At 63.6% G+C, this 26,625-nt stretch carries 20 protein-coding genes and 1 pseudogene; 8 read left to right on the plus strand and 13 right to left on the minus strand.

Translation table 11 applies throughout. The annotated features are described in order from the left end of the window. Window positions 1-191 precede the first annotated feature (191 nt). Window positions 192-1,847: an energy-dependent translational throttle protein EttA gene (ettA, locus tag ABIE58_RS02960; RefSeq protein WP_354543200.1), complete on the minus strand. Its 1,656-nt coding sequence runs from the start codon at window positions 1,845-1,847 to the stop codon at window positions 192-194. A 69-nt stretch (window positions 1,848-1,916) separates the two neighbouring features. Next, complete coding sequence (locus ABIE58_RS02965) at window positions 1,917-3,767, minus strand: putative bifunctional diguanylate cyclase/phosphodiesterase (protein ID WP_354543201.1); 1,851 nt, start codon at window positions 3,765-3,767, stop codon at window positions 1,917-1,919. Window positions 3,768-3,964: 197 nt separating this feature from the next. Between ABIE58_RS02965 and ABIE58_RS02970 the strand changes: the two genes are divergently transcribed. The 3 genes from ABIE58_RS02970 to dacB are packed head-to-tail and all read left to right on the plus strand — an operon-like array spanning window position 3,965 to window position 7,373. Continuing rightward, on the plus strand, window positions 3,965-5,143 hold the full coding sequence (locus ABIE58_RS02970; protein ID WP_354543202.1) for an alpha/beta hydrolase: 1,179 nt from the start codon (window positions 3,965-3,967) through the stop codon (window positions 5,141-5,143). Between the two features lie 48 nt (window positions 5,144-5,191). Then, window positions 5,192-5,818 (plus strand): nicotinate-nucleotide adenylyltransferase, encoded by a 627-nt coding sequence (locus ABIE58_RS02975; RefSeq protein WP_354543203.1) that lies wholly within the window; start codon window positions 5,192-5,194, stop codon window positions 5,816-5,818. Window positions 5,819-5,876: 58 nt separating this feature from the next. Next, window positions 5,877-7,373, plus strand: coding sequence for a D-alanyl-D-alanine carboxypeptidase/D-alanyl-D-alanine endopeptidase (gene dacB, locus ABIE58_RS02980; protein WP_354543204.1), 1,497 nt, complete (start codon window positions 5,877-5,879; stop codon window positions 7,371-7,373). A gap of 97 nt (window positions 7,374-7,470) precedes the next feature. On the opposite strand, the gene gltA is transcribed toward dacB, so the two are convergent. Beyond that, window positions 7,471-8,766: a citrate synthase gene (gene gltA / locus ABIE58_RS02985; RefSeq protein WP_354543205.1), complete on the minus strand. Its 1,296-nt coding sequence runs from the start codon at window positions 8,764-8,766 to the stop codon at window positions 7,471-7,473. 77 nt (window positions 8,767-8,843) lie between these two features. Further along, on the minus strand, window positions 8,844-10,253 hold the full coding sequence (gltX, locus tag ABIE58_RS02990) for a glutamate--tRNA ligase (protein ID WP_354543206.1): 1,410 nt from the start codon (window positions 10,251-10,253) through the stop codon (window positions 8,844-8,846). A 76-nt stretch (window positions 10,254-10,329) separates the two neighbouring features. Here gltX and ABIE58_RS02995 point away from each other — a divergent pair, with 76 nt between their 5' ends. After that, a complete protein-coding gene (locus tag ABIE58_RS02995; protein WP_354543207.1) occupies window positions 10,330-12,363 on the plus strand; it encodes a ComEC/Rec2 family competence protein in 2,034 nt (677 codons plus the stop codon). A gap of 7 nt (window positions 12,364-12,370) precedes the next feature. On the opposite strand, the gene lexA is transcribed toward ABIE58_RS02995, so the two are convergent. Further along, the gene (gene lexA / locus ABIE58_RS03000) at window positions 12,371-13,075 is read right to left on the minus strand and encodes a transcriptional repressor LexA (protein WP_354543208.1); all 705 of its coding nucleotides are present in this window, start codon (window positions 13,073-13,075) and stop codon (window positions 12,371-12,373) included. Window positions 13,076-13,512: 437 nt separating this feature from the next. After that, window positions 13,513-14,589 (minus strand): tyrosine-type recombinase/integrase, encoded by a 1,077-nt coding sequence (locus tag ABIE58_RS03005; protein ID WP_354543209.1) that lies wholly within the window; start codon window positions 14,587-14,589, stop codon window positions 13,513-13,515. Window positions 14,590-15,429: 840 nt separating this feature from the next. On the opposite strand from ABIE58_RS03005, the gene ABIE58_RS03010 reads away from it, so the two are divergent. Next, window positions 15,430-16,395 carry a tyrosine-type recombinase/integrase gene (locus ABIE58_RS03010; protein ID WP_354543210.1) on the plus strand — a complete coding sequence of 322 codons (966 nt, stop codon included), beginning with the start codon at window positions 15,430-15,432 and terminating at the stop codon, window positions 16,393-16,395. 381 nt (window positions 16,396-16,776) lie between these two features. Here the strand turns inward: ABIE58_RS03010 and tnpC are convergent. The 7 genes and pseudogenes from tnpC to ABIE58_RS03045 all read right to left on the minus strand — a co-directional run bounded on the left by tnpC (window position 16,777) and on the right by ABIE58_RS03045 (window position 23,369). Next, a pseudogene (tnpC, locus tag ABIE58_RS03015) lies at window positions 16,777-18,358 on the minus strand (IS66 family transposase). A 54-nt stretch (window positions 18,359-18,412) separates the two neighbouring features. Beyond that, window positions 18,413-18,775 carry an IS66 family insertion sequence element accessory protein TnpB gene (tnpB, locus tag ABIE58_RS03020; protein WP_354543211.1) on the minus strand — a complete coding sequence of 121 codons (363 nt, stop codon included), beginning with the start codon at window positions 18,773-18,775 and terminating at the stop codon, window positions 18,413-18,415. Continuing rightward, window positions 18,772-19,173 (minus strand): IS66-like element accessory protein TnpA, encoded by a 402-nt coding sequence (gene tnpA / locus ABIE58_RS03025; protein WP_354543212.1) that lies wholly within the window; start codon window positions 19,171-19,173, stop codon window positions 18,772-18,774. The genes tnpB and tnpA overlap by 4 nt, the downstream gene beginning before the upstream one ends. A 280-nt stretch (window positions 19,174-19,453) precedes the next feature. Next, window positions 19,454-20,095, minus strand: coding sequence for a class I SAM-dependent methyltransferase (locus ABIE58_RS03030; protein ID WP_354543213.1), 642 nt, complete (start codon window positions 20,093-20,095; stop codon window positions 19,454-19,456). An 82-nt stretch (window positions 20,096-20,177) separates the two neighbouring features. After that, on the minus strand, window positions 20,178-21,170 hold the full coding sequence (gene dctP, locus ABIE58_RS03035) for a TRAP transporter substrate-binding protein DctP (RefSeq protein ID WP_354543214.1): 993 nt from the start codon (window positions 21,168-21,170) through the stop codon (window positions 20,178-20,180). A gap of 101 nt (window positions 21,171-21,271) precedes the next feature. Continuing rightward, the gene (locus ABIE58_RS03040) at window positions 21,272-22,477 is read right to left on the minus strand and encodes an MFS transporter (protein ID WP_354543215.1); all 1,206 of its coding nucleotides are present in this window, start codon (window positions 22,475-22,477) and stop codon (window positions 21,272-21,274) included. A 1-nt stretch (window position 22,478) separates the two neighbouring features. Beyond that, complete coding sequence (locus ABIE58_RS03045; protein WP_354543216.1) at window positions 22,479-23,369, minus strand: HpcH/HpaI aldolase/citrate lyase family protein; 891 nt, start codon at window positions 23,367-23,369, stop codon at window positions 22,479-22,481. A gap of 100 nt (window positions 23,370-23,469) precedes the next feature. Between ABIE58_RS03045 and ABIE58_RS03050 the strand changes: the two genes are divergently transcribed. Genes ABIE58_RS03050 through ABIE58_RS03060 form a run of 3 tightly spaced genes read left to right on the plus strand, consistent with a single transcriptional unit; the run spans window position 23,470 to window position 26,618 of the window. Beyond that, window positions 23,470-23,958, plus strand: coding sequence for a MaoC family dehydratase (locus ABIE58_RS03050; RefSeq protein ID WP_354543217.1), 489 nt, complete (start codon window positions 23,470-23,472; stop codon window positions 23,956-23,958). 47 nt (window positions 23,959-24,005) lie between these two features. After that, window positions 24,006-25,421 (plus strand): MmgE/PrpD family protein, encoded by a 1,416-nt coding sequence (locus ABIE58_RS03055; RefSeq protein ID WP_354543218.1) that lies wholly within the window; start codon window positions 24,006-24,008, stop codon window positions 25,419-25,421. Window positions 25,422-25,442: 21 nt separating this feature from the next. Further along, window positions 25,443-26,618, plus strand: coding sequence for an acyl-CoA dehydrogenase family protein (locus ABIE58_RS03060; protein WP_354543219.1), 1,176 nt, complete (start codon window positions 25,443-25,445; stop codon window positions 26,616-26,618). Window positions 26,619-26,625: the final 7 nt, after the last annotated feature.

Genomic DNA, 26,625 nt, shown 5'->3' on the forward strand with positions numbered 1-26,625 from the left:
ACTCAGGCGTATGCATTTTTCTCTTCGTCATTATGGATCGTCTCTCTCGTCATGCGATCCACCTTAACAACTGGTCCGAATTTTCGCGACCACCTCTCTGGGCAATGCTCAGGCCGTGCTTCTGACCCTTGGCGCTCGTGCCGTCGACGGAGCCAGGCGTATGCACATTTGTGCGCACAACCAAGAGTGGTCTATCGCGCGAACTTCTTGTATTTCACCCGTCTCGGCTCCAACGCGTCTGGCCCCAGCCGCCGCTTTTTATCCTCTTCATACGCCGAGAAATCGCCCTCGAACCATTCCACATGGGCGTCGCCCTCGAAGGCGAGCATATGGGTGCAGATGCGGTCGAGGAAAAAGCGGTCGTGGGAGATGACCACGGCGCAGCCGGCGAAATCCATCAGCGCATCCTCGAGCGCGCGCAGCGTTTCCACGTCGAGATCGTTGGTCGGCTCATCGAGCAGCAGCACGTTGCCGCCCTCCTTCAGCAGCCGCGCCATGTGGACGCGGTTGCGCTCGCCGCCCGAGAGCAGCGACACCTTCTTTTGCTGGTCGCCGCCCTTGAAATTGAACGCGCCGCAATAGGCGCGCGAGTTGATCTGCGCGTCGCCCAACTCGATCACCTCGGCCCCGCCCGAGATCGCCTGCCACACGGTGTCATCCGGCTTGAGATCGTCACGCGACTGATCGACATAGGACAGCTTGACCGTGTCGCCATAGCTCACGGTGCCCTCATCGGGTTTTTCCTGCCCGGTCAGCATTTTGAAGAGCGTCGATTTGCCCGCACCGTTGGGGCCGATCACGCCGACGATGCCGCCGGGCGGCAGAGAGAAATCAAGATTCTCGATCAGGAGCTTGTCGCCCATCGCCTTTTTCAGCCCCGCCACCTCGATCACGCTGGAGCCAAGGCGCGGGCCGTTGGGGATGACAATCTGCGCGCGGCCCACGCGCTCGCGCTCGGACTGACCGGCAAGCTCGTTATAGGCGTTGATCCGGGCCTTTTGCTTGGCCTGCCGCGCCTTCGCGCCCTGGCGCATCCAGTCCAGCTCGCGTTCCAGCGTCTTTTGCTTGGATTTATCCTCGCGCGCTTCCTGCGCCAGGCGCTTGGCCTTCTGCTCCAGCCAGGCGGAGTAATTGCCCTCGTAGGGCAGGCCGCGACCACGGTCCAATTCGAGGATCCAGCTGGTGATCGAATCGAGGAAATAGCGGTCATGGGTGACGATCAGGATCGTGCCCTTGTAGTCGATCAGGTGGCTCTGCAACCAGGCGATGGTCTCGGCGTCGAGATGGTTGGTCGGCTCGTCCAGAAGCAGCATGTCGGGGGCCTCCAACAGCAGCCGACACAGCGCCACGCGGCGGCGCTCGCCGCCCGAGAGCGTGGCGACGGCGGCCCCGTCGGGGGGGCAGCGCAACGCCTCCATCGCCACGTCGATGCGGCTGTCGAGATCCCACAGGTTCTCGCCGTCGATCTCGTCTTGGAGTTGCGCCATCTCGTCGGCGGTCTCGTCGGAATAGTTCATCGCCAATTCGTTGAACCGGTCGAGCTTGGCCTGTTTTTCGGCCACGCCGAGCATCACGTTGCCGCGCACGTCAAGCGCCTCATCAAGCTGCGGCTCTTGTGGCAGATAGCCCACCCGCGCGCCCGAGGCGGCCCAGGCCTCGCCCGAGAAATCGGTGTCGATCCCGGCCATGATGCGCAAGAGCGTGGATTTGCCCGAACCGTTGACGCCGACGACGCCGATCTTGACGCCGGGCAGGAAATTCAGGTGGATGTTCTCAAAGCATTTCTTGCCGCCCGGATAGGTCTTGGAGACCCCGGACATGTGATAGACGTATTGATAGGCTGCCATGGTCCGCGCTCCGTTCAGGGAAATCCGTGTTGGACCGGGGATACCCGGCACAGGGGCCGGGGGCAATGGTCAGCGCGCATGGCCCCGCGCGGGCGGCGACAGGGCGACGGGTTGGGGCGGGGTGCCGAAAGCATCGGTGCCGGGCCGGGCTGCGCGGGCGTGCAGCCAGTCGATCAGCGCCGCAAGCGGCATCGGGCGGGCGAGGCCGAAACCCTGGATCACCGGGCAACCCGCGCGGCGCAGCATGGCAAGCTGCTGCGCGGTCTCGACGCCTTCGGCCACCACCGCCATGCGCAACAGGCCACACAACCGGATGATCGCGCGCACGATGATGCGGTTGCGCGGGTCCTGTTCCAGCCGGGCGATCATCGAGCGGTCGAGCTTGATCGCGTCCACCTCGAAGCTGGCCATATGTGCGAGCCCGGCATAGCCGGTGCCGAAATCATCGAGCGCCACGCGCACGCCCAGCCGCTTGAGCCGCGCCACCGCGCCCATCACATCGGCCTTTGAACCATCGAGGATGGTGGTCTCCAGCACCTCGATGCAGATACGCTCGGGCCGCAGGCCACGGGTTTGCAACGCCCAGTGCAGCAGGCCGGGGTAATTGGCATCCGCCAGGATGGCGGCAGAGACGTTGATCGACATGGTGAGATCGTCAAACCCCGACTCGTCGAGCGATTGCAGCGCATCAAGCGCCATCGTCATCGAGCGGTAATCGATCTCGGCCATCAGGCCGAGCGCGGCGGCAGCGTCGAGAAAGACCGCCGGTGCCAGCAACCCCCGCCTTGGATGGTTCCAGCGGATCAGCGCCTCGCAGCCGCAGATACGCCCGTATGCGAGCGACAGTTGCGGTTGCAGGTGAATCTCGAACTGGTCGCGGCTCACCGCCTCGCGCAAGTCGCGGGCGAGGGTCTGGCGGGCGCGCTGGGCGCGGCCAAGGTCGGCGGTGTAATGGACCACGCGCCCGCGCCCGCGCGCCTTGGCCTCAAAGAGCGCGGCATCGGCGCATTGGATCATCTCCTCGCCGGTCTGCGCCCCCTCGCCCGCCACGCAGGCCCCGATGGAGGCCCCGACGCGAATCGCCTGATCGCGCCAGAGAAGCGGCGAATCGAGCGCGCGCAGCACCTCTGCAGCGCGCGCATCGAGCGTCGCCGCCCCCTCGGGCAAGGCGCAGACCAGCAGGAATTCATCCCCGCCGGTGCGACAGGCGAGATCGTGCGGCCCCGCCACCCGTGCCAGGGCATCGGCGACATGGCACAACGTCCGGTCGCCCGCGCCGTGACCAAGCGTGTCGTTGATATCCTTGAACTTGTCGATGTCGATGACCAGCACACCCACCTGCCCGCCCGCGATCCCGGCGCGCAGCGCGGGGTTGGCCAGATGCTCGGCGAGCCGCTTGCGGTTGGCCAGCCCGGTGAGATCGTCGTGATGGGCGGCGTGGCGCAGATCGACCTGCACCTGCCGCAGCGCCATTTCGGTGCTGACCTGATCGGTCACGTCGCGGCAGGTGATGACCACGCGACGATCCCTCGGGTCAGGGCCGGGATCGAGCAACGCAAAGCTTTGCTGCGTCCAGAAAGTGGTGCCGTCGCGGCGCATGTGGCGGCCAAGCTGGTAGCGGCGAAACAACGCGCTGTCGGGATCATAGCGGAACCGCGCAATCGCGGCGGCATCGGGGCGTGCGTCGGGCGGGAGCGCGAATTCCTGCGGCTTGCGCCCGCGCATCTCCGCCAGCGACCAGCCATAGAGCCGCTCGCAGGCCGGGTTGACCCATTCGATGCGCGCCTCCATGTCCTGCACCGTGATGGCATCATGGGCATCGGCCAGGATGCGGGCAAAGAGCCGATGCGCCGTGGCATCCTCCCCGGACCCGGCCTCACTGCCACTGGCAGACGCATCGTTGGCAAATCCATCGCTCATACGGCCCATGCTCCATTGTCACGCCGCCACCCTAGCCGCCCGCGGTTAACAGCCCGTCACCATCCGCCGCCGTCCCGCCGGAAAATGCAGAAAATGCGACCGGTCCCGCCCTGCCCTGCCACTGCCGCGATTTCCACTTTCGCCGCGCCCCTCCTGCGGGCATAAGAGAGGCTGTCGCGTTCGCGAAAGGGGGCCCCATGCGCCGCGCCATTGCGATCCTCTTGCTGAGCCTGCTCGCTGCCTGCGGGGGCGCGCGCGATGTGCCGGTGCTTGGCGATGGACATGATGCGACGGCCGCGCCCGGCTTTCATTTCATCAGCGACCGCGTGATCGAAGAGGCGAGCGGCGATACGCTCACCTTCAGCGTGCGCCGCGACCCGGCGATGAGCTTTGGCGCGGCGGCCATCGACATCACCGAAAACGGCCCTCACCTGCGCGGCGCGCGCACGCGCGTGCGCTTTCCGGCCACGCCCCTGCCCTTTTCGGTCAAGGACGACTGGCCCGTCACCGAGCCGGAGGCCGCGCGCGCCTATGCTGCCAGCGAGGCGGAAATGCGCGCCACGCTGGCCAAGACCCTGCGCCAGAGCGGACGGCGCGACATCCTGCTCTATATCCACGGCTTCAACAGCCATTTTGACGATACGATGGAAACGCTGGCGCGCCTGTCGCAGGCGACCGAGGCCAGCGTTGTGCCGGTGGCGTTTTCCTGGCCTGCGGGCAATCCCGGCACATTCGCCTATTTCAAGGACCGCGAGAGCGGGGAATTCGCAATCTTCCACCTCAAGGAGACATTGCGCATCCTCGCCACGGTGCCGGGGCTGCGACGCATCCATGTGGTGGCCCATAGCCGGGGCAGCCAGGTCGTGACCACGGCCCTGCGCGAGATGGTGATCGCCGAGCGCGCCGCGGGGCGCAACCCGCGCCAGAGCCTCAAGATCGAGACCCTGATCCTTGCCGCCCCCGATCTCGATTTCTCGATCGCGCGGCAACGCATCATCGCCGAGCGCCTTGGCCCCGCCTTTGGCCGGATCACCGTGTATATCAACCCCGGCGACAGCGCGCTGGGGCTGGCGCAGGTGCTGCTCGCGGGGGTGCGGTTCGGGCGGATTTCCTACGCGCAACTGGGCCCCGCCGAGCGCGAGATATTCAAATCCATCCGCAACGTGCATTTCATCAACGTAAGCGGCGTGGTCGGGCAATCGAGCCACAATTATTTCCGCCAGAACCCCGATGTGCTGCAAGACATGGCCGAGGTGATCGCGTCGGGCGCAGCCCCCGGCAGCCCGGCACGCAATCTCGAGCCGGACGAGGGCAATTTCTGGCGGCTGGTGCAAGAACGCGCTGCGTTGGATCTCTTGAAGGGGCCGGATCGCTGAGCGCGGATTTCACTTTACTTGGCGCGGCGCTGTGGCGATGACGGGAGCATGATCCAGCCGTTGCCGCCTTCGCGCCCCGGACAGGTGATCGGGCTGTTGGGCGGCTCGTTCGACCCGCCCCATTCGGGCCATCTGCATATCAGCCGCGAGGCGCTCAAGCGCTTCGGGCTGGACCGGCTGTGGTGGCTGGTCAGCCCCGGCAATCCGCTCAAGCGCCACGGCCCGGCCCCCCTGCCCGAGCGGATGGCGGCGGCGCGGGCGCTGGCGGATCACCCGCGCATCGCCGTCACCGATATCGAGGCGCGGCTGGGCACGCGCCACACCTCTGCCACGCTGGCGGCGCTGACGGCGATTGCGCCGGGGCGGCGCTTTGTGTGGCTGATGGGGGCCGACAACCTCGCACAACTGCACCTCTGGCAGGACTGGCGCAGCATCATGGACCGGGTGCCGGTGGGGGTTCTGGCGCGGCCCGGTCAACGCATCTCGGCGCGGCTGTCGCCCGCCGCGCGCGTTTATGCCGCGGCGCGGATCAAGGGTCGGGCGAGCCATGTGCTAGGGCGCGCGGCGGCCCCGGCATGGTGTTTCGTCAACGTGCCGATGACCGACATCTCGTCAAGCGCGCTGCGCGCGCGCGGCGCGGATGGTGCAGAGGGCGCGAAAGACGCGGAAAAGTGAGCCATCACAAGGTCAAGGCCGATTGCGTCCCAAGGTGCGATCCGGTTACGCTCGCGCCATGACACGCCCGCTTTCCCGACGCTTTTTCCTGTCCTCGGCGCTCGCCACGCTCGCCGCCCCCGCGCTGGCCGAGGCACCTGCTGTCTCATTGCGCCCGGTGCTGCGCCCGGCCAGTATCCGCGCGGCGCAAGGCGCGGCGGCCACCGAGGCGCTGATCGCAAAGGCGCGGCTCTCGGGCGAGGTAGGGTTTGCCGTGCTCGAGGCGGCCACGGGCGGCGTGCTCGAGGCGCGCGCGGCTGGCACCGGCCTGCCCCCGGCCAGCGTGACCAAGGCGGTGACGGCGCTCTACGCGCTCGAAACCCTGGGGGCGGAGCATCGCTTTGCAACCCGGCTCATCGCCACCGGGCCGCTCCGCGATGGCGTGCTCGACGGCGATCTGGTGCTGGCGGGCGGCGGCGATCCGACGCTCGATACCGACGCGCTCGCCGACATGGCCGCCGCGCTCAAACGCGCGGGGCTGCGCGAGGTGCGGGGTGGTTTCAAGGTCTGGGGCGGCGCGCTCCCTTATCTCCACGCGATCTATGCGCAACAGCCCGTACATGTCGGCTATAACCCGGCGCTGTCGGGGCTGAGCCTCAACTATAACCGGGTGCATTTCGAATGGCGGGCGGCGGGCGGCACATACGCCCTCACGATGGATGCGCGATCCTCGCGCTACCGCCCCGAGGTGACGGTAGCGCGGATGCGCGTCGCGGACCGGGCGGCGCCGGTCTATACCTACAGCGATGCGGGCACGCATGACGCCTGGACGGTGGCGCGCGGCGCTCTGGGCGGCGGCGGGGCGCGGTGGCTGCCGGTGCGCAAGCCCGCGCTCTACGCGGGCGAGGTCTTTGCCACTTTCGCGCGGGCCCAGGGCATCGTGCTGAAGGCCCCCGCCGAGATCGACGGCACCGCGCTCGAGGGGGCCACGCTGGTCACGCATGAAAGCGCGGCGCTGGCGGATATCCTGCGCGACATGCTGCGCTATTCCACCAATATCACCGCCGAGATGGTCGGCATGGCAGCCAGCGCGAAACGGCGCGGGCGGCCCGTCACGCACGCGGCCTCGGCCCGCGAGATGACCGGCTGGGCCAAGGCCACGCTGGGGATGGCGGCGGCGGATCTGCGCGACCATTCGGGGCTGAGCGACCGCTCGCGGCTCTCGGCCGAGGATATGGCGCGGGCGCTGGCCGCGACCGGACGCCGCGAGGCGCTACGCCCGCTGATGCGCGAGGTCGCGATGCGTGACGCGCAGGGCCGCCCCGTGAAGGGCCACGAGGTCAAGGTGCAGGCCAAGACCGGCACGCTGTTTTTCGTGAGCACGCTGGCGGGATATGTCACGCCGCCGGGGGGGCGCGAGCTGGTCTTTGCGGTGCTGAGCGCGAGCGACAGCCTGCGCAGCCGCATCAACCCCGCCCGCGACGAGCGCCCGGCGGGCGCGCGCGGCTGGAACCTGCGCGCCAAGCGGCTGCAACAGGCACTGATCGAACGGTGGAGCGCGACCTATGGCGGATGACAGGGGCGCGCGCACGCCGTCCCTTTGCCCCGCCTCCCCCGCCTCCCAATAAAAAAGCCCGCAATCAGCGGGCTTTTTCGGCAAGGGTCATGCCGCCTCAGCGCTTCTCGATATCCACGTAGTCGCGCAGCGTCGCGCCCTGGTAGAGCTGGCGCGGGCGACCGATCTTCATCTGCGGATCGGCAATCATCTCTTTCCACTGCGAGATCCAGCCCACGGTGCGCGAGACCGCGAAAATGGGCGTGAACATCGAGGTCGGGAATCCCATCGCCTCGAGGATGATGCCCGAGTAGAAATCCACGTTCGGGAACAGCTTCTTGTCGGAGAAATAGGGATCGGCCAAAGCCTGCGCCTCAAGCTCCTTGGCGACTTGCAGGATCGGGTTGTTCTCGATCCCCAGAAGCTCCAGCACCTCGTCGGCGGATTGCTTCATCACCTTGGCGCGCGGATCGAAATTCTTGTAGACGCGGTGGCCAAAGCCCATCAGGCGGAACGGATCGTCCTTGTCCTTCGCGCGGGCGATGAATTCGGGGATGCGGTCGGGCGTGCCGATTTCCTGCAACATCTCGAGGCAGGCCTGGTTGGCGCCGCCATGCGCCGGCCCCCAGAGGCAGGCAATGCCTGCGGCGATACAGGCGAACGGATTGGCACCCGAGCTTGACGCCAGCCGCACCGTCGAGGTCGAGGCGTTCTGCTCGTGATCGGCGTGGAGCGTGAAAATCCGGTCCATCGCGCGGCTCAGGATCGGGTTGACCTCGTATTCCTCGGACGGCACGCCAAAGCACATGCGCAGGAAATTCGAGGCATAATCGAGATCGTTGCGCGGATAGACGAAGGGCTGGCCGATGGAATATTTGAACGCCCAGGCGGCGATGGTGGGCATCTTGGCGATCATGCGGATCGACGCCACTTCGCGCTGCCACTCGTCGCTGATATCGGTGCTGTCGTGATAAAAGGCCGACATCGCGCCGACCACGCCGACCATAATCGCCATCGGATGCGCATCCCGGCGGAACCCGCGGAAGAAATACTGCATCTGTTCGTGCAGCATGGTGTGGTTGGTCACCCGGCTCTCGAAATCCTCAAGCTGCGCAGGCGAGGGCAATTCGCCGTAAAGCAGCAGGTAGCAGACCTCGAGGAAATGCGATTTCCCGGCCAGTTGGTCGATCGGATAGCCGCGATGCAAAAGCTCGCCCTTGTCGCCGTCGATAAAGGTAATGGTGCTGTCACAGCTCGCCGTCGAGGTGAAACCGGGATCGTAGGTAAACACGCCGGCGGTGCCATAGAGCTTGCGGATATCCACCACGTCCGGCCCCGCCGTCGGCGAGAAGATCGGCAACTCGTAGGTCTTTCCGTCGATTTCAAGCTTGGCGGTTCTCTTCTCGTCTGACATCTGGGGTCCTCCCTCTCGGTGCCCGGTCACACCCTGCGGCATCCCGGACTTGCTAGCTACAAATACTTGCCAGAGGATTACCCCTCGTCGCAAGCTGCGTCGGTCAGCCGGGCGATGGTTTCATCCCGCCCGAGGACCAGCATCATGTCGAACACGCTCGGCGTTGCCGTGCGCCCAGCCAGCGCGGCGCGCAATGGGCCCGCCAGCTTGCCGAATTTCAGTCCGTGCGCCTCGGCCACCGCCGTCGCGACAGTTTCGAGATCGTCCCGCGACCACTTAGCATTTTGCAGGTGCGGCGTCAATTCATGCAGTATACCACGGGATACATCATCCAGCATCGCCGCCGCCTTCGGCTCTGGCACGATCGGGCGATCCGCCATGATAAACGCTGCCTTGTCAATAAGTTCAGGGAATGTCTTTGCCCGCTCCTTGAGACAATACATGCCCCGCTCCAACAGGGTCACCTTATCGTCAGACAGCGGTAACTGACCGGTCGCGGCCAGGAATTCCCCCAGTTCACGCCGCAGCGCAGCATCGCTCGATGCGGCGATATGCTGCCCGCAGAGATTCTCCAGCTTCTTGAAATCCAGCCGCGCGGGCGATTTGCCGATTCCCTCAAGGCCGAACCAGTCCTGCGCCTGCGCATCGGTAAAGAATTCGTCATCGCCGTGGCTCCAGCCCAGCCGCGCAAGATAATTGCGCATCCCCGCCGCCGGATAGCCCATCTTCTGATATTCCTCGACGCCGAGCGCGCCGTGGCGCTTGCTGAGCTTCTTGCCATCGGGGCCGTGGATGAGCGGGATATGGGCGTAAACGGGCAGCGGCCAGCCCATCGCCTGGTAGATCATCATTTGGCGCGCAGCATTGTTGAGGTGGTCATCCCCCCGGATCACATGGGTCACGCCCATATCGTGATCGTCCACCGCCACCGCCAGCATATAGACCGGTGTGCCATCGCTACGTAACAGCACCATGTCGTCAAGCTGATCGTTGCGGATAGTGACATCCCCTTGCACCACGTCGCGGATGACCGTCGCGCCCTCGCGCGGGGCCTTGATTCGGATGACATGGGGGGCATCGGGGTGCTGCGCCGGGTCGGCATCGCGCCACGGGCTGCGATAGAGGGTGGAGCGGCCCTCGGCGCGGGCGGCCTCGCGCGCGGCCTCGATCTCCTCTTGGCTGGCAAAGCATTTATACGCCTTGCCCTCGGCCAGAAGCTGATGCGCCACCTCGGCATGGCGGGGCGCGCGCGCAAACTGGCTCACGGCCTCGCCGTCATGGTCAAGGCCGAGCCAGCGCAGACCGTCGAGAATCGCCTGCGTCGCCTCGGGGGTCGAGCGGGCGCGGTCGGTATCCTCGATCCGCAGCAGGAATTTGCCACCACGCCCGCGCGCGAACAGCCAGTTAAAGAGCGCCGTGCGCGCGCCGCCGATATGCAGGTATCCGGTGGGCGACGGGGCAAAACGGGTCACGACCTGGTGCGTCATGGGCGGGCTTAACCTTTTCTTAACGATGGCGGGGCGAGGATGCGGCCTGTCTATCGGCCCACCGGGAGGGTGACAAGTGGCGCGCATCCTGCACGCGATCGGGCGCGGCTGGCTCCTCCAGCGCGGGGCGCTGTTTCCCTGGGTGCCTGTGCTGCTTGCCTGCGGCATCGGCGGCTATTTCGCGCTCCCGGTGGAACCGCCGGCCGCAGCACTCGCCGCCTGCGGCGCGCTTGCCGCCACCGCGCTGGGGCTGGCGCTGCGCTTTGGGCGCGAATGGACCGGGCCGCTGGGCTGCGCGGTGGCGGTGCTGCTGGCGGGCGTGGCGATTGCCGGGCTGCGCACGCATCTGGTGGCCGGGCCGGTTCTGGGCTGGCGCTATTATGGCCCGGTCGAGGGGCGGATCGTGGGCATCGACCGCTCTGCCTCGGACGCGCTTCGGCTTACGCTCGACCGGGTCACGCTCGACCGGGTCGATCCCGCCCGCGTGCCGCAACGGGTGCGCGTGTCGCTGCACGGGCCGGATACCGCCGCCGATGTCGTGCCGGGGCTGCGGGTGATGACCACCGCGCATCTCGGCCCGCCCGCCGGGCCGGTCGAGCCCGGCGGCTTCGATTTCCGCCGCCACGCGTGGTTTCAACGGATCGGCGCGATAGGCTATACCCGCGTGCCGGTTCTGGCCGTGGCCGGGGCAGAGGGCGCGCAACCCCTGTTCCGCACCCGCATGGCGCTGGCCGATCATGTGCGCGCGCGGCTGCAAGGCCAGTCCGGGGCCTTTGCCGCCGCGATCATGACCGGCGACCGCTCGGGCCTCTCGCGCGACACGCTCGACGCGATGCGCGTGTCGAACCTCGCGCATCTGCTCGCGATCTCGGGGCTGCATATGGGCCTGCTCGCGGGCTTCGTCTTTGCCGCCGCGCGCCTTTGGCTCGCCATGCTGCCACGGGTCGCGCTGCTCTGGCCGATAAAGAAGATCGCCGCCGCATTGGCGATCCTCGCGGCGGCGGGGTATCTCGGCCTGTCGGGCGGCAATGTCGCGACCGAGCGCGCCTTTGTAATGGCCGCGGTGATGCTGGTGGCGGTGATGCTCGATCGCCGCGCGCTCAGCCTGCGGGCGGTGGCGGTGGCGGCGATCATCGTGCTGCTGCTGCGTCCCGAGGCGCTTTTGGGGCCGGGATTCCAGATGTCCTTTGCCGCCACCGTGGCGCTTGTGGCGGTGTTCGGCTGGCTGCGCGACGCGCGGGTGCGCCTTGGGCCGCGCTGGCTGCGCCCGGTGCTGGCGGTGGTGATCTCCTCGGCGGTGGCAGGGGCTGCGACCGCGCCGGTGGGGGCAGCGCATTTCAACCAACTGGCGCAATACGGCCTGGTCGCCAATCTCCTGAGCGTGCCGCTCATGGGGGTGCTGGTGATGCCTGCCGCCGTGGTCGCGGTGCTGCTTCTGCCGCTGGGCCTGGACGGGGCGGCGCTCTGGGTCATGGGCCTGGGGCTCGACTGGATCCTGGGCGTCGCCCGCTGGGCCGCCGCGCTTGACGGCGCGCGGATCACGGTGGTGACGCCGGGCGCATGGGTGCTGCCGCTGATGGCACTTGGCGCGCTCTTCGTGGTTCTGTGGCAGGGGCGCACCCGCCTGTTGGGCCTTGGCCCGGTAGCGGTGGCGGCGTGGCTCTGGGCCGGGGCGGGGGCAGAGCGTCCGGCGCTGCTCATCGCCGATAGCGGCGGGCTGGTGGGCGTCATGACACCGGCGGGGCGCGCGCTCAACAAGCCCCGCGGGGGCGGGTTCATCGCCCGGATATGGCTTGAAAACGACGGCGATCCGGCGGATCAGGCCGAGGCGCATGGCCGCTGGCGCGACGATCTGCTCGCCCCCTTCGCCGTATCCGTGCGCGCCGGGCGCGCGGCGGCGCGCGGCCCGCTGAGCTGCGGGGCGGCGCGTATCCTGGTGCTCACCGCCGATCCCGAAGGGCCGGTTGATGGCTCTTGCATCGTGGCCGCGCCGCGCACGAGCCGCATCACCGGGGCGCTGGCACTCGCCGCCGATGGCACGCTCCTGCCAAGCGCGGCAGATGTTGCGGGCCGGCGGCCCTGGGTCCCTGCCCCCGGCCCTGCCCGGTAACGCCGCCTCAATAGGTGCGGATCAGCCCGACAAGGCGGCCCTGCACGCGCACCATCTCGGCGGGCAGGACGCGCGGCTCATAGGCGGGGTTGGCGGCTTCGAGCACGATCGTGTGGCCCCGGCGCAAGAACCGCTTGAGCGTCGCCTCCTGCTCCTCGATCAGCGCCACCACGATATCGCCGTTATCGGCCACCGAGGTCTCGCGAACGATCACCACATCACCGTCATTGATGCCCGCGTCGATCATCGAGTCGCCCCTCACCTCGAGCGCATAGTGATCGCCCCGGCCCGAGATCATGTCGGCGGGCACGCAGACATTGTGGCTGGCATGGGCAATGGCCTCGATCGGCGTGCCGGCCGCAATCCGCCCCATCACCGGCAGCGAAATCGCCTCGCCCGTCTCGACCGGCATGGCATTGGCGCGCATGGGCGGGTCGGACCGCCGATCCCCCTCGACCACGCGGGGCACGAATCCGGCCTGCCCCTGATCGGCGATCATGTCGGGCAGGCGCACGATCTCAATGGCGCGGGCGCGATGCGGCAGGCGCCGGATAAAGCCGCGCTCCTCGAGCGCGGTTATCAGGCGGTGAATGCCGGATTTGGACTTCAAATCAAGCGCTTCGCGCATCTCGTCAAAACTGGGCGGCACGCCGTCGCGCTGTACGCGCTTGTGTATGAAATCAAGCAGATCGCGTTGTTTTCTGGTCAGCATCCCGGCCTCCACGCTGATACTCTGCTTACGTTCTAGCGATGTTCCTGTTTTGTGTCAATCTTTGGATGGCGTGCAACCGCCTCAAAACCTCGCTTGTGCTGTCGCGTGACATCGCTCTTTGCGGCTTGCCGCCTCCGGATTTGCACAAACGGCCCGCCAGATAGTCCCCGCAAGACACCCCGCGTTCCCCAGGGAAAGGGATCTCGCGAACTGGCCGGTTCCATGGTGGCCGCCCCGAGCGGGCCGCGCTCCGGGTAATGCCTCCCGCCCGAAATTTGTCCTTGTAACCCCGCCCCACCCGCCGCTATACGCGTCGGCGGAGACGTGGCCGAGTGGTCGAAGGCGCTCCCCTGCTAAGGCAGCGCATTTAGCGGGCAAGTCGCTGAAAAACAGCGACTTTTTCCCTCCCTCAATTCGAGATTCCTGAATTCTTCCCATCATGGCTTGAACTCCCAACCATGTGTGCGAAGCTGATCCCCGAGATCCTCCGGAATGCGTTTGCGGTATCGTGCTGGCATGCGGCCGTCCTTCCAGCCGCCCCGTTGGATCAGGGCATGTTCCGAGGAAACCTGCGAGGCAAAAGCTGTCGCCCACGTGTGCCGGAGTGTATAAAAAACGACCGGCTCGTTGTTTTCCTTGTCCGAGACCAGCCCCGCAGCGTCACAGAGCTTGCGAAACTGGCGGATCGAGGTGCTCCCACGCTTGCCGTCCGGAACAATTTCGCGCCCCGTGGTGCTCAGAAATACCCGCCCTTTGGAGGGAAGATCTCCGATCAGTTGCCAAGCACGGTCGGGCAGACGCACCATGCGCTGGCGGTACTTGGTCTTGCCGGCCCCCACATGTTCGCCGCGGATCCAGATCTCGCCGGTGGTCCGATTGACGTCGCGCGCCATGACGCAGAACATTTCTCCCGGTGTTGCGCCGGAGCCAAGCAGGAACGCAATCATCTTCAACAAACGTCGATCAGGGTCTCTGACGCTGGGCGGCGGGTTTTTGGCCTTGTGGATAAGCCGCTCCATCTCGTCAGGGGTCAAGTAGCGCTCACGTGCGTTGTCTACTTGAGGTTCTGTCCTCAGGCCCTGCGCATTTCGTATCACTGCCAGTAATGGTGTTTTGATCTGCCGCCTTCTGGTTTGTGGTTGTACATCTGAATTCCCGACGTCGACAGCACATTGTTTCCTCAAAAAGTCGTCGATCTCGTCAATCTTGATGTGGGGCCCGAAATAATCGACGATCTTTTCAAGCTCGCTTTCGTGAACTCCGAACTCCGCAAGGTAGAGCTCTGCCGCGTCCTTGAGTGTCGGTGCGTCCGAGAGGGCCCGCGCCCAGGCGGCATCGTGCACAGCTTTTGCAATGCCTTCAGCTATTTTAATCGACGCTTTATCACAGACGTTTGTCGACTGACGGTACCTTTGCCCCTCGACGTAAAAGTCATAGCAGTACGACCCGCCATACCAGAACGGGTACCAGCTGGCTTCTCCTTTGATCTTTCGTGGTTGTTTGGGCGTTCGCATTTCATGGCATCCCTTAAATTGGAAATGTGTTTTCTGTAGAAGACGGGTTTTCGGCCGCGCCACTCACAGACCTCAAGCGAACGCGCATACTTCTTCCTGATGAACAGGAAATAACGCTGCGAAACTCCGAGATGCGCCACAGCCTCTTTCAAGGAGAGAGGGCGTTCCGAAAGATCGTAGTCGTCAGTGTCGGTCCTGAGATCCATTCTTGGATTGTCCTTTTGCCGTGCCTTCCATGCGGTCCCGATGACCGCTGTCACTCGACGAGCTTGCGCCAATCTGGACGTGGGCCGCCGAGGACCTCTCCCAAAAGCGTGACCAGCAAGCGGGCTGTCAATACAGGACGAGTAAGGCACCCAGGCGCGGCGTTTCTAAAAAATTGGTCGGAATAGGCCTATAGGTCTATCTATCTGATATGGTTTATTTTCCCGTTTCTTGTCGAGCGTCTGAGGTGGCGGGACAGGGAATTTTCAATGTGCGGGCCGAGCACGTGGATAAAGTCTGGATGGAAATTCCGGATCCTTCTCGTCGCCAAAATCCTGCCGAGAGAAACTGCCGAAATGGAACGCATCACAAGGAGTTTTCATGTGAGATATTATCGACCGGGATTCCCGAAAGGGACGCGTCAATAATTTCCGTGAGAATTCTCTTCGTACTTCCTGAAACTGGCCAATTTCCCTTCCGTCAACGAAATGAAGGGAGAGTATCTTGGGGAGAAATAGTCCGTGGGTGCCAACCTGGTCCGAGGTGAAAAATGACTGGGTCATCGATTTTCGGGTCGAGGGGAAGAGGTTCAGACGATGTCTCGCCATTCGAGACGTGAATTTGCGATCCTTGGCCTTGGACAAGGCGCGGAACATCTACAAGGAGGCATGGCGTGACGCGGGCAGTTCTAATCGTGAGAATAAGGTCTCAACCTTCCAGGACGCGGCCGAACTCTACATCCAGCAAGGTGGGGAAGAACGGTTCCTGCCGAAGATCGTGAAGCACTTCGGCCCTCACACCCGCGTCGATGAAATTTCCCACCTCGACATCGCGCGGGCCGCGCGCGCCATCTATCCGGATGCGAAGCCGGAAACGGTACGTCGACAGTTGCGCGTTCCCATCAAGGCCGTCCAGAATTTCGCGGCTGGAAGGCGGCGCGAGAGAATTCCCGACACACGTCGGACGCGCTGGTTAACCCCTGAAGAAGCCGAGAGATTATTGGTGACGGCAGCGGATCCTGAAGCCATTGGCTTGCGAGATCCCAATCTGGAGACCTTGCGGAAGATTGCCTTCATGCTGGGAAGCGGTGCGGGGCCGGGAGAGACCATGGCGGCCCTCGGAGAAAACTGGAATCCCGGTACCCGGGAATGGTGGCTGGAGGGAACCAAGACCGTCTTTCGCGCACGCTACGTCCTTCTGCCAACACGCGCCGTCGAACTGATCGGGACAATCCCGGACAGTGGACCGGCGTTTCCCGCGCCGGACGGGCAGCCGTACACGTTCCGGAAGAACCGGGGCGGACAGATGGCCGTCGCCTTTAACAAGGTTCGGGACGCCGCCGGCTTCGGGACAGACGTCACGCCGTATGTATTGAGACACACCCGACACTCGTGGATGTACGCGATGACAAAAGACTGGGGTGATCTGCTGGATCAGGGGGGCTGGAACCGGTCGGATACCGCCAACCGCTACCGCAAGATCACGCCTGATGATCTCGGTCACCGGTTGCTCGAACATGGATGGGATTTCCGGAGGAATCCCGGAGCTCCCGTGCGGTTTGGGGAGAAGGTCTCGTTGCGATTTGCGCCTGACTCTCAGTGAATCTCCCGATTGAATCGCTGCGTCGAGCAGGAAAATTGATCGGGATTTTCCCGGCGCAGTTAACATCTTGCTCTTCATTCCTCGGAGATTGCTTAGCGCAATATGCTCGGGAATCCGGGTTGAGTGCGCCCGTCATGCGCCAGGAGGAATTTCCCGGTCGAGCATCGAGACAGCATGATCGTCTCGTCCATGAATGCCGGTTAAAAAGCAGTTTTTGATTGAGCACCAGATGCGGCGTTCTGTCGCAGTACGTTCAGCCGATTTGCCATTAAAGGGCGGATCCAAGAAAAGCCTCTCGCCGAATCTGAACGCAGCGAGTGGCAACTGATTCGCCTTAATTGCCGGTTTTCCTGTAAGCGCCAGCTGGGCCCCACGGGCTTTTCAGCTTGACGGCTGGAAGTTCCAAGGAAGGAGTTCATCGATCCGGTTTTTCGGATGGCCGGCAGCGATGGCCTCGAGTATGGCCTTGAGATAGGCGAACGGTTCGACGCCGTTTATCTTGGCGGTCTCGATCAGGGACGCGATGCGGCCCCAGGCTTTGCCGCCCTCGTCGTGACCGGCGAACAACGCATTTTTCCTGTTCAGAGCGATCGGGCGGATCAGATTTTCGACGCCGTTTGAATCGATCTCGACGCGGCCGTCATGGAGAAAGGTCTGCAGGCCCTCCCAGTGGCGATGGATATAGGCCAGCTTCTCGCCGAGGCGGGACTTGGCCGAGACCCGAAGCCGCTGTTCCTGTAGCCAGTCGCCGAACGCCGCCACCAGCGGGGCCGTTCGTGCCTGCCGGGCCGAGAGGCGTTGACCTGGTTCGACGCCGCGGATGTCAGCCTCGATCTTGTAGATCTCGGCGATGCGGCGCAGGCCCTCGGCGGCGATCGTCACGCCGAAGGCGTGCCTCCGGCACGACGCCGTCGCGGTCGAACACTTCCTTCAGCTTGCGCCGGGCATGCGCCCAGCAATGGGCCACGCGGATGGGCCCGCCGCCCTTGCGGGAGGGGCGCGTCAGCCGATTGTAGCCCGTATATCCGTCGAGTTGGAGGATCCCGTCGAAGCCGCGCAGGAACGTTTCAGCATTCTTACCACCCCGATCGGGCGCATAGAAGAAGACAACCCCGGGTGGGTCGGCGCCGCCCCAGTTGCGGTCGTCACGGGCCAGCGCCCAGAGATAGCCGGTCTTGGTGCGTCCCCGCCCCGGATCCAGCACAGGCGCCGTGGTCTCGTCCATGAACAGCTTGGTGGACGCCTTCAGGTGCTCAGCCAGCCGGTCTACGACAGGCCGCAGGTGGAACCCCGCAACACCGACCCAGTCGGCCAGGGTGCCGCGGTTGATTGTGACACCCGACCGGGCGAGCATCTGGCTCTGGCGATATAATGGCAGGTGGTCAGCATATTTGCTGACCAGGACGTGGGCGATGGCGCCCTTGGTCGGAAGGCCACCCTCGATCAGGGCCGCCGGGGCCGGAGCCTGTTTCACACCGTCGGTGCAGGCGCGGCAGGCATACTTGGGACGTACGGTCACGATCACACGCAGTTGCGCCGGCACGATGTCCAGCGGACCGGTACGGTCTTCGCCGATCTTGTGCATCTGCCCGCAGCCGCAGGGGCCAACGAGCATCTCGGGCTCGACGATCTGCTCGATCCGCGGCAGGTCCGTGGGCAGGTTGCCACGGTTGCGCCTGGCCAACCGTTTGCGTTTCGGCGTGTCATCGCCGGGCGCTTGATCCTGTTTCTGTTCCTCGGCCTCGGAGACAGCGATCTGCAAGTCCTCGAAAGCCAGCTGCCGCTCGTCCTCGTCGAGCTTCTCGGACGTCTTGCCATGCACGACATGGTTCAGTTCGGCCACCAGATGCTCGAGGCGCTTGTTGATTTCCTTGAGGCTGGCCGTCTCGCGCATCAGCGCGGCGACAGCGTCGCGTTGGTCCTCGGGAATGGCCGAAAGGTCGATATCAGGCAGGGCCGACATGTCCCGAACATACCCCGAACCGGCTGGAAATGCGCGCTAAATCAGTCGCCCGATTCATTCTGCCGCAGCCGGCCGGCGCGCCTCCAGCGCCTTCACCCGGCGCCAGTCCAGGCCAGAGAAAAGGGCTTCGAACTGCGCCCGGTTCAGCGGAATGAGGCCGTCCTTGATCGCAGGCCCGGTGAAGGTCGTCTCCTCCAGCCGCTTGTAGGCCATCACCAGTCCGGTCCCGTCCCAGAACAGGATCTTCAACCGGTCGGCCCGCTTGGCGCGGAACACGAACACAGTGCCGGTGAACGGATCCTCCTTCAGCGCCGACTGCACCAGAGCGGCCAGCCCGTCATGGCCTTTCCGGAAGTCCACGGGCTGCGTCGCCACCAGGATGCGCACCCTGTGCGTCGGCATGATCATGTCCGTCATCCCACCGCTCGCACGATCTCGGCAATCCGCGCCGCCGAAGTGCCCGCGTCCAGACGGATCGTTACGTCGCCGACCGCGATCTCGATCAAAGGCGCGCCCGCGGTCGATGTGGCCTCAGGCGAGGCGTCGGGATGCCCATCATCGCACAGCACCAGCGGCGCGAACCCAGGTGGCCATTCCGATGCGGGCAGAACCAGCTTGCCGTCCTTGGCAAGACGCCGCCATTCCGAGAGCCGGTTCGCGCGCAGCCCATGGCGCGCGGCAACGCTGCGAACCGTCGCACCCGGCTCAAGCGTCTCCGCCACGATTTGCGCCTTGAGCCCATCAGGCCACCGCCGCCGACCCGCAACGGAGCTATCCGCTCCGCCCAAACGGAAAAACTCCTGCGTATCCTCCACGGAGAAACTCCTTCCCTATTCCAAGACAGAGACGGATTCCCAGAAATCATACGTCAGAAAAAGGTGGGCCCCAGATCGCGCTTACAATGCAGTGACTCACCGGCTGTAAATAATTCCACCAACTTTCCGTTAGGTAGAATGCTTCAGGAGGGTCAGCGTCAAATCGAAAAAAAGGATCAATTAGATCTTAAAATCAACAACAGATCACTGCGTTGTAATCGGAGATCTCGAGGCCATACAGATCCCGCCGTCCCCTGCAGTTGACGCAATGTCCGCCCCTTCAGGAAAGCGTCAGAAGCGTGACCCGCATCGGCTGTCGCAGGATATATCCGCATGCGCCCCGCCGCGAGAGGCGGTAAAATTGCTTTTCCAGCCATGGCCGGTTTTGCGCCATGGCATCCTTGCGCGACGGATCTGCAGCTGCAATGCGGGAAACGAAGTCATCGATCCCGACATAGCGCTCATTCCGGACATATTCATAGGCATCTACCTTTTGCGCGCCCCCCTCCTCGACGATCGCCTCCAAAGCCGATTGTGCTGCCGCACGGACCGTAGTTTCATCGTCGACGTGTCGCAGTATCTCGCTCAGCTCGCCATCCACCGCCGGCTCGATCACGATAACTGGGCCGCGGCCCGGTGCAAGGACGCGCAGTGACTCGCGCAGTGCCTGCGGCATCTCGTCGATTGCAACATGGTGGAGAGAATTAAGGAACAAAACAGAGTCGAACGCCCCTGACGCAAAAGGCAGGGATTCCGCGCGGGCGGTTTCAAGGTCCGGGGTCGATTCCGCTACGGCGGGGTCCACGCCCGTCCATCGGATACCGAGCTTTTCGATGTGCGGCTTCAGTCCGCCCGACCCGCATCCGATATCCAACAAATTTTCGCAGTTGCCGTCGGCAAGGGCGGTCGCGATGATCTGCATCGCGCTCGTCTGTCGAAGGTCGCTCATGATCCGGCACTCTCTGCTGAAGGGGGAATGGGCGACCCGAGGCCGCCCCTACCGATCATTCGTACTTTGCCTTGAGGGTCTGGAACTGCTCCCAGACTTCGGGAAAGCGGTCCGTAAATTCCGCAGATGCCTTTTCCGCCAAACTGCGGAATTCGGCTTGCGCCGCGTCATCCGCAGTCACGAGCTCGCCGCCCTGATCCAGCAACTGCTGCATGGTCGCCTTGTCCTTGTCGATGCCTTCCTGCCACTGCATCTGCACCAACTCGTTTGTGGTATCGACGACAATCTCTTGCAGGTCTTCGGGCAAAGCATTCAACCAATTGTCATCCGCGACGATGGTATAGGACAGCAGGCTGAGACCGGGAATGTAGCTTGCCGTCTTGGCTGCGTTGGTTCCGACCATTTCCCAGCCGCCTGCAGAGGTGAATATCCCGTCGATGGCACCCTGCATCAACGCCGCAGCCATTTCGCTCGCGGGCATGGAAATCGGGCTGGCCCCGAATTCACGCATCATGGATTGCAGAACCCGGCCTCCGGTCATCCGCACCCGTTCGCCTGACAGGTCTGCGGGTTTGGTGACCGCCTGTTCCTTGAAAAGAAAGATCAGATCGGCAGTCCGCATCAGGCCCATCACGCGAATGCCACGGCCCTCGATGATTGCTGACATCATCTCCGACAGTTCCTCCACCGCCCCGTCGGACTGCATGAAATTGTCGGTCAAGGAGAACGGCAAGTTCACCACGCCGTACTCCGGCGCGATCGGTTCGAGGTTGACGCTGACTGGCCAGACCATATGAACCGCGCCGGTACCCAAAGCCGCGATTGCGTCGCGGTCGGTATAAAGCGTGCCCGAATGAAACACCGATACGTCGATCCGTCCTTCGCTGCGTTCCTCGAGCTTGGCCGCATAATCGTCCATCATCTTGGCGGTCCAGTGCGAGGTGGCCAACTCGTTGGTCATGACCATTTCGTAGGTGTCCTGTGCGAACGCGCCCGTTCCTGCCGTGACGGCAGCAGCGACAATCGCCGCAAATCCAAAGTTCTTCATGGTTTTCCTCCCTTGAACGCAAGCATTTGAAAAGCTTGATACGGACATAATTGCGCAGAAACGGGCCAGAATCAACTTCTTTGTCCGTACTATGTGGCGATTTACTGCTTGGGCGCTTCGGAAAGATGGGCTGTCAGGGCCGACACGGCCCCAATAAGCGGAAACAATGCCAGCCAGGAGAAGGCCAGCGGAAAGCTCTCGGTCACGCCATGGACAAGTGCGAGCGTCGCCGGCCCGACGACGACACCTACGAAAGTCACCGCCATGACACCCCCCGTCGCGTCCCCGACCTTCTCGGGGAAGACATGACGGGCGATGTCTGCCAGCATGATGCCGTTCCATCCGATGGAGGCAAAGCCAAAAGGGATCAGGATCACCGCGACGGCAAGTTGACTGCTGTCGGCAGACAGCAAGCGCATCGAAAAGGCGGCGACCGTCGTTATCGCGCCGATGGTGGCCAGCAAGCCCATCGGGCAGCCGGTTCGATCCGCGAGCCAGCCCCAGACAAGTCGACCGGTCGCGCCAAACAATTGGACAACAGCGGTCATCGCACCCGCTGCCACAAGGGTCCAGTGCAGGTCGATCACCAGAGTCGACACTACGTAGGACATGAGCGACAACTGCATCGCGGAAAAGCAGAAAGACGTGATCGCCAGCAACCGCAGGCCACGGTTGCGTCCCAATTCGGCAACGCCGGCAAAGACACCGCCGCGATACCGGAACCCCTGTTCGCGCGCCCCGTCCCAGCGTCGCCGGAACGGGGCGACAATGACGAAGGCTGTCAGGCACAGGCCCGCAGCGGCGAAAATCGCCACACGCCAGCCAGCCGCCTCTGCTATAAAGGGGAGGGCGAGACCCCCGATAATGCCGCCAATCGGCACGCTGGTCTGTTTGAGAGAGAATACAAAGTTGCGGTGTCCCGGCGGACAATGCTTGTCCAGGATTCGTGCGGCAGACGGGTTGGTCAACGCATAGCCGATCCCGATCAGAAAGGCCGCGAGCGCCGCAATGACAAGGGTGCCGCTGGCCAGCCCAATCAATCCGACAGCGGCGATTGCCAGCGCGATCATGCTCGTCGTGGCAGGCCCATATCGCCGCACCACCACCCCCGCGACGATCGACCCGGCAGAGGCGGCAAAATAGATGATGCTGATCTGGTAGCCAATGGTTTCTGGCCCGATTCCATAGGCTTGGGTGATCTCTGGCGCGATGCTGGCGGCAGCGAGAACCGTTAGCGACAACATCGCCTGGACCATCGTGACAATCCCCAGAACAACGACCAGCTGTCCCTTGGCAGAGCGCGTCATGTCAGCCCTTCCCGGCCGCTCTCTCGGCGAGCGAGAGAATACGTCCGGCCTGGGCAATCAGTGGCTTTTCGATCAACTTTCCGTCCAGCAGGGCAACGCCACCCGCCCCATTTTCCCAGGCCGACATCACTTCTCTTGCACGCGCGATCTCCACGTCGGAGGGCGTGAGCGCGGCATGGATAGCGGTAATCTGAGACGGGTGGATGGCCGCTCGAGAGGTAAATCCCAGGGAGAAGCTGCGCTGCATTTCGCTCTCATATTCTGCCTTGTTTCCAAGGTCGATCCACGGCATGTCCACGGCATCGACCTTCGCCCCGGCGGCGGCCCGGACCACATCGGTGCGCGCCGAAAGCAGAGGCCCCCATTCCATCGGCACCCTTAGATCCAGCGCCATGTCCGCCCCGCCGAACATCACGAACTGAAGTCGCCCTGATGCTTTTGCTATGGCCGAGGCCTGCGCGAGCCCGGCAACCGTTTCGATCAATGCCCCAATCCGCAACGGCACGTTGGCATCGTCCATCGCCTCCGAGACAAACGTCAAGTCTTCGGCGCAGGACACCTTCGGCAACATTATCCCCGAAACCGCGCTGCCTGCATTGGCCTGAGCCGCCTCGCAGATTGCCAGCAAATCCCTGATCCCATGCAGGGAACGAATGTCGTTCAAACGGACAAAGACCGGAATGCCGACACAGCCGCCCTCTCCCGTCATAAAAGCGACGACCGCTGCGCGCGCCGTGTCCTTTCTCTCAGGCGCCACCGCGTCCTCCAGATCAATGATCACGGCATCCGCACCACTTGCGCAGGCCTTTGCAAAACGTTCCGGTCTGCTGCCTGGCACAAAAAGCCAAGAGCGAATAAGCGGATGCTCGGGGGTGGGATCGGTCAAGGGCATGAAAGGGCTCCTTCCTATTGTTGGAATATATTCGACTTGACAGCGCTACTTTGTCCGGACATTTTGAAGGAAGCAACTGTCAATTCCAAGGAAGTACCTCGTGACGACTGAAATCAGAACCGAACCCAGAACTATAACAGCCGATCTGGGTCGCTACCTGGAAGACTTCGTGAAGGGCGATGTTTATGAACATCGCCCCGGTCGGACGATCACCGAATCCGACAACATCAACTTCAGTCTGATGACGATGAACCGCCACCCGATGCATTGCGATGCCGATTTTGCGGCCAGTTCAGAATTCGGCAAGCCGCTCGTCAACAGCGGCCTCACGCTGGCGATCGTGCTGGGGATGACCGTGGACGATATCAGCTACAAGGCGATCGCGAACCTGGGCTGGGACGAAATCATGCTCAAGGCACCGGTTTTTCCGGGTGACACGATCTATGCACGTTCAGAGGTGCTCGACGTCCGCGTTTCCAAATCGCGTCCGACGCAAGGTATCGTCAAAACCCGGACCGAGGGTGTGAAAGCGGATGGTATGGTATTCATGACCTTCGTGCGCAGCAGCCTGGTGCCACGCAGACCGTAGTAGTCTTGCAGGCGCAGGCCCATTCAAATCGTGGAGGAGACACGACCATGACATTCACCGACACCGAAGATCCGTCCCACGCCATCGCGGCCTATAGCGCTGGTCTGAAAGACGCCGATATCCCTGCCGACGTCCGGGTTCGCGGGATGCACCATCTGCTCGATTCCGCGGGCATCGCCATGGCCAGCGCAACGTTCGACTTTGCCAAACGCACGATGAGGGCGATCCACGGCTTGGGCGGAGACGGCAACGTGCCCGTCATCGGCATGTCGCAGTCACTGTCACCGCGCGACGCGGCAATGATGAATGGCTTCTTGATCCACGGACTTGATTTCGACGACACCCATATCGCCGGGGTTGTCCATCCCTCCGCCAGCGCATTCGCCACAGCCCTGTCAACCGGCATCCACGTCAAGGCGTCGGGCCGCGAGATGCTGACTGCCTACATCATCGGTGTCGAGGTCTCAGCCCGGCTCGGTGCGGTCGCCAAGGGTGGCTTTCATCAGGTAGGCTTTCACCCCACCGGCGTCGCCGGAGTGTTCGGGTCGACCATGACCGCAGGTCGCCTGATGGGCCTGACCAAAGACCAGCTCCAGAACGCGCTCGGACTGGCCCTGTCGCTTGCTTCGGGCAGTTTGGAATTTCTCGAGGACGGAGCTTGGAACAAGCGCTTCCACCCCGGTTGGGCCGCTCAGTCTGGGATCACCGCGGCCGCCATGGCAAAGGAGGGTTTCAATGGCATCTCCCGCCCCTTCGTTGGCCGCTTTGGGCTCTATAACGCCTACCTGGGACCGCTCGCGGAGCAATGCGACATTTCTCTGGCGACCAGCGGTCTGGGGTCAGAATGGGAGCTCATGAAGACGGCGATTAAGCCATATCCCGCCTGCCATTTCACCCATGCCAACATCGACGCGGCGCTGATACTTCGCGAAAAAGGCGCGACTCTGGACAAGATCGACAGCATAACGGCACTGGTCCCTGCTCAGGTCGTCAAGACCGTCTGCGAGCCCGAAGCGAACAAGAAGCGCCCGTCCAACAGCTATGACGCGCAGTTCTCCATCCCCTATCTGGTCGCCACCGCGATCAAAAACAACCGGATGACACTGTCCGAGCTTGAAGACACCGCCTTGCGCGATCCGGAAACGCTCGATCTTGCGAAACGCGTGTCCTATCGCACCGATCCTGACTCCCCCTTCCCCAAGGCCTATTCGGGCGATCTGATCGTGACACTGAAGGACGGCACCGAACTGCGACACCGGGAACACATCAACCGGGGCGCCGATGAACGCCCCCTGACCAATGCGGAAATCGTCGAAAAGTACGACGCCAATGCCGCCGTGGCAGGGCCGCGGAACCGTGCGACGGCCATACGTGACACGCTCCTTTCCATCGACAGCGACAAGCCCCTTGCACCTTTGCTGCACGCCTTCGTCCCTTTTGCGGCTGAGCCCGTGCGTGCCTGATAGATCAGAAGGAATACAACCATGAACCACCAGGTCACAGAACTCGACAATGACGAAGCCGAACGCGAACGCATGATGCTCGACAGCGTGAATCGCTGGCTTGAACGTGACGTGCAACCCCACGTCATGAAGCTGGAACATGGCGACATCTACCCGGCCGATATTGTCGAGCAGATGAAGGAAATGGGGCTCTTTGGTGCGATCATCCCGGAGGAATTCGGGGGCCTGGGTCTTCGACCTTCCACCTACGTCAAGATCATCGAACGGATCTCTACGACATGGATGTCCCTGTCTGGGATCATCAACAGCCACCTCATCATGGCCTACATCGTGATGAAAAACGGCACCGAGCAGCAGAAGGAAGCGCTGCTGCCGAGATTCGCCACGGGCGAGTTGCGCGGGGGGCTGGCGCTGACGGAACCCGATTGCGGCACCGACCTTCAGGCGATCCGCATGACCGCGAAGCGGGACGGCGACGACTATGTCATCAACGGAACGAAGACCTGGATCAGCAACGGCATTGAAGGGTCCTGCTTTGCCCTGTTGGTAAAGACCGACTCTAAGGCCGATCCCCGGCACAAGGGCATGTCAATGTTCATTGCCGATAAAGGCGACGGCTTCACCGTATCCCGCAAGCTGGAGAAACTCGGCTACAAGGGCATCGACAGCGCCGAACTGGTGTTCGACAATTACCGCATTTCGGCAGATCGCCTGATCGGCGAAACTGAAGGGCGTGGCATGATCTGCGCCATCAGCGGGCTGGAACTGGGGCGCGTAAACGTCGCCGCACGGGGTGTCGGAATCGCGCAGGCCGCGCTGGACGAAGCGACCAAGTATAGCCAGCAGCGCAGCACCTTCGGCAAGCAAATCCACGAACACCAGGCAATTGCGCTCAAGCTGGGCGACATGGTGACACGCGTCACGGCATCCCGCTTGCTGGTGGAGAATGCCGCCGCTGCGCTGGATCGTGGCGAGCGCTGCGATCTTGAGGCAGGTATGGCCAAGCTCTTTGCCACCGAATCCGCCTTGAAGAATGCCGAGGAAGCGCTGCGCATCCACGGTGGCTATGGCTACAGCAAGGAATTTGTGGTCGAGCGCCTCTACCGCGACGCCCCGTTGCTGTGCATCGGCGAAGGCACAAACGAGATCCAGCGTCTGATCATCGCCAAGCGTCACATCGAACAAAACCCGCTGTAAGGGAACC

It is taken from the genome of Roseovarius sp. MBR-78 (assembly GCF_040547535.1).
Classification (GTDB): domain Bacteria; phylum Pseudomonadota; class Alphaproteobacteria; order Rhodobacterales; family Rhodobacteraceae; genus Roseovarius.

Bases quoted from the DNA above. Each gene is read 5' to 3' on its own strand.
- ettA (WP_354543200.1), bottom strand. From the start codon at position 1,847: ATGGCAGCCTATCAATACGTCTATCACATGTCCGGGGTCTCCAAGACC.
- ABIE58_RS02965 (WP_354543201.1), bottom strand. From the start codon at position 3,767: ATGAGCGATGGATTTGCCAACGATGCGTCTGCCAGTGGCAGTGAGGCC.
- ABIE58_RS02970 (WP_354543202.1), top strand. From the start codon at position 3,965: ATGCGCCGCGCCATTGCGATCCTCTTGCTGAGCCTGCTCGCTGCCTGC.
- ABIE58_RS02975 (WP_354543203.1), top strand. From the start codon at position 5,192: ATGATCCAGCCGTTGCCGCCTTCGCGCCCCGGACAGGTGATCGGGCTG.
- dacB (WP_354543204.1), top strand. From the start codon at position 5,877: ATGACACGCCCGCTTTCCCGACGCTTTTTCCTGTCCTCGGCGCTCGCC.
- gltA (WP_354543205.1), bottom strand. From the start codon at position 8,766: ATGTCAGACGAGAAGAGAACCGCCAAGCTTGAAATCGACGGAAAGACC.
- gltX (WP_354543206.1), bottom strand. From the start codon at position 10,253: ATGACGCACCAGGTCGTGACCCGTTTTGCCCCGTCGCCCACCGGATAC.
- lexA (WP_354543208.1), bottom strand. From the start codon at position 13,075: ATGCTGACCAGAAAACAACGCGATCTGCTTGATTTCATACACAAGCGC.
- ABIE58_RS03005 (WP_354543209.1), bottom strand. From the start codon at position 14,589: ATGCGAACGCCCAAACAACCACGAAAGATCAAAGGAGAAGCCAGCTGG.
- tnpB (WP_354543211.1), bottom strand. From the start codon at position 18,775: ATGACGGACATGATCATGCCGACGCACAGGGTGCGCATCCTGGTGGCG.
- ABIE58_RS03030 (WP_354543213.1), bottom strand. From the start codon at position 20,095: ATGCAGATCATCGCGACCGCCCTTGCCGACGGCAACTGCGAAAATTTG.
- dctP (WP_354543214.1), bottom strand. From the start codon at position 21,170: ATGAAGAACTTTGGATTTGCGGCGATTGTCGCTGCTGCCGTCACGGCA.
- ABIE58_RS03040 (WP_354543215.1), bottom strand. From the start codon at position 22,477: ATGACGCGCTCTGCCAAGGGACAGCTGGTCGTTGTTCTGGGGATTGTC.
- ABIE58_RS03045 (WP_354543216.1), bottom strand. From the start codon at position 23,369: ATGCCCTTGACCGATCCCACCCCCGAGCATCCGCTTATTCGCTCTTGG.
- ABIE58_RS03055 (WP_354543218.1), top strand. From the start codon at position 24,006: ATGACATTCACCGACACCGAAGATCCGTCCCACGCCATCGCGGCCTAT.
- ABIE58_RS03060 (WP_354543219.1), top strand. From the start codon at position 25,443: ATGAACCACCAGGTCACAGAACTCGACAATGACGAAGCCGAACGCGAA.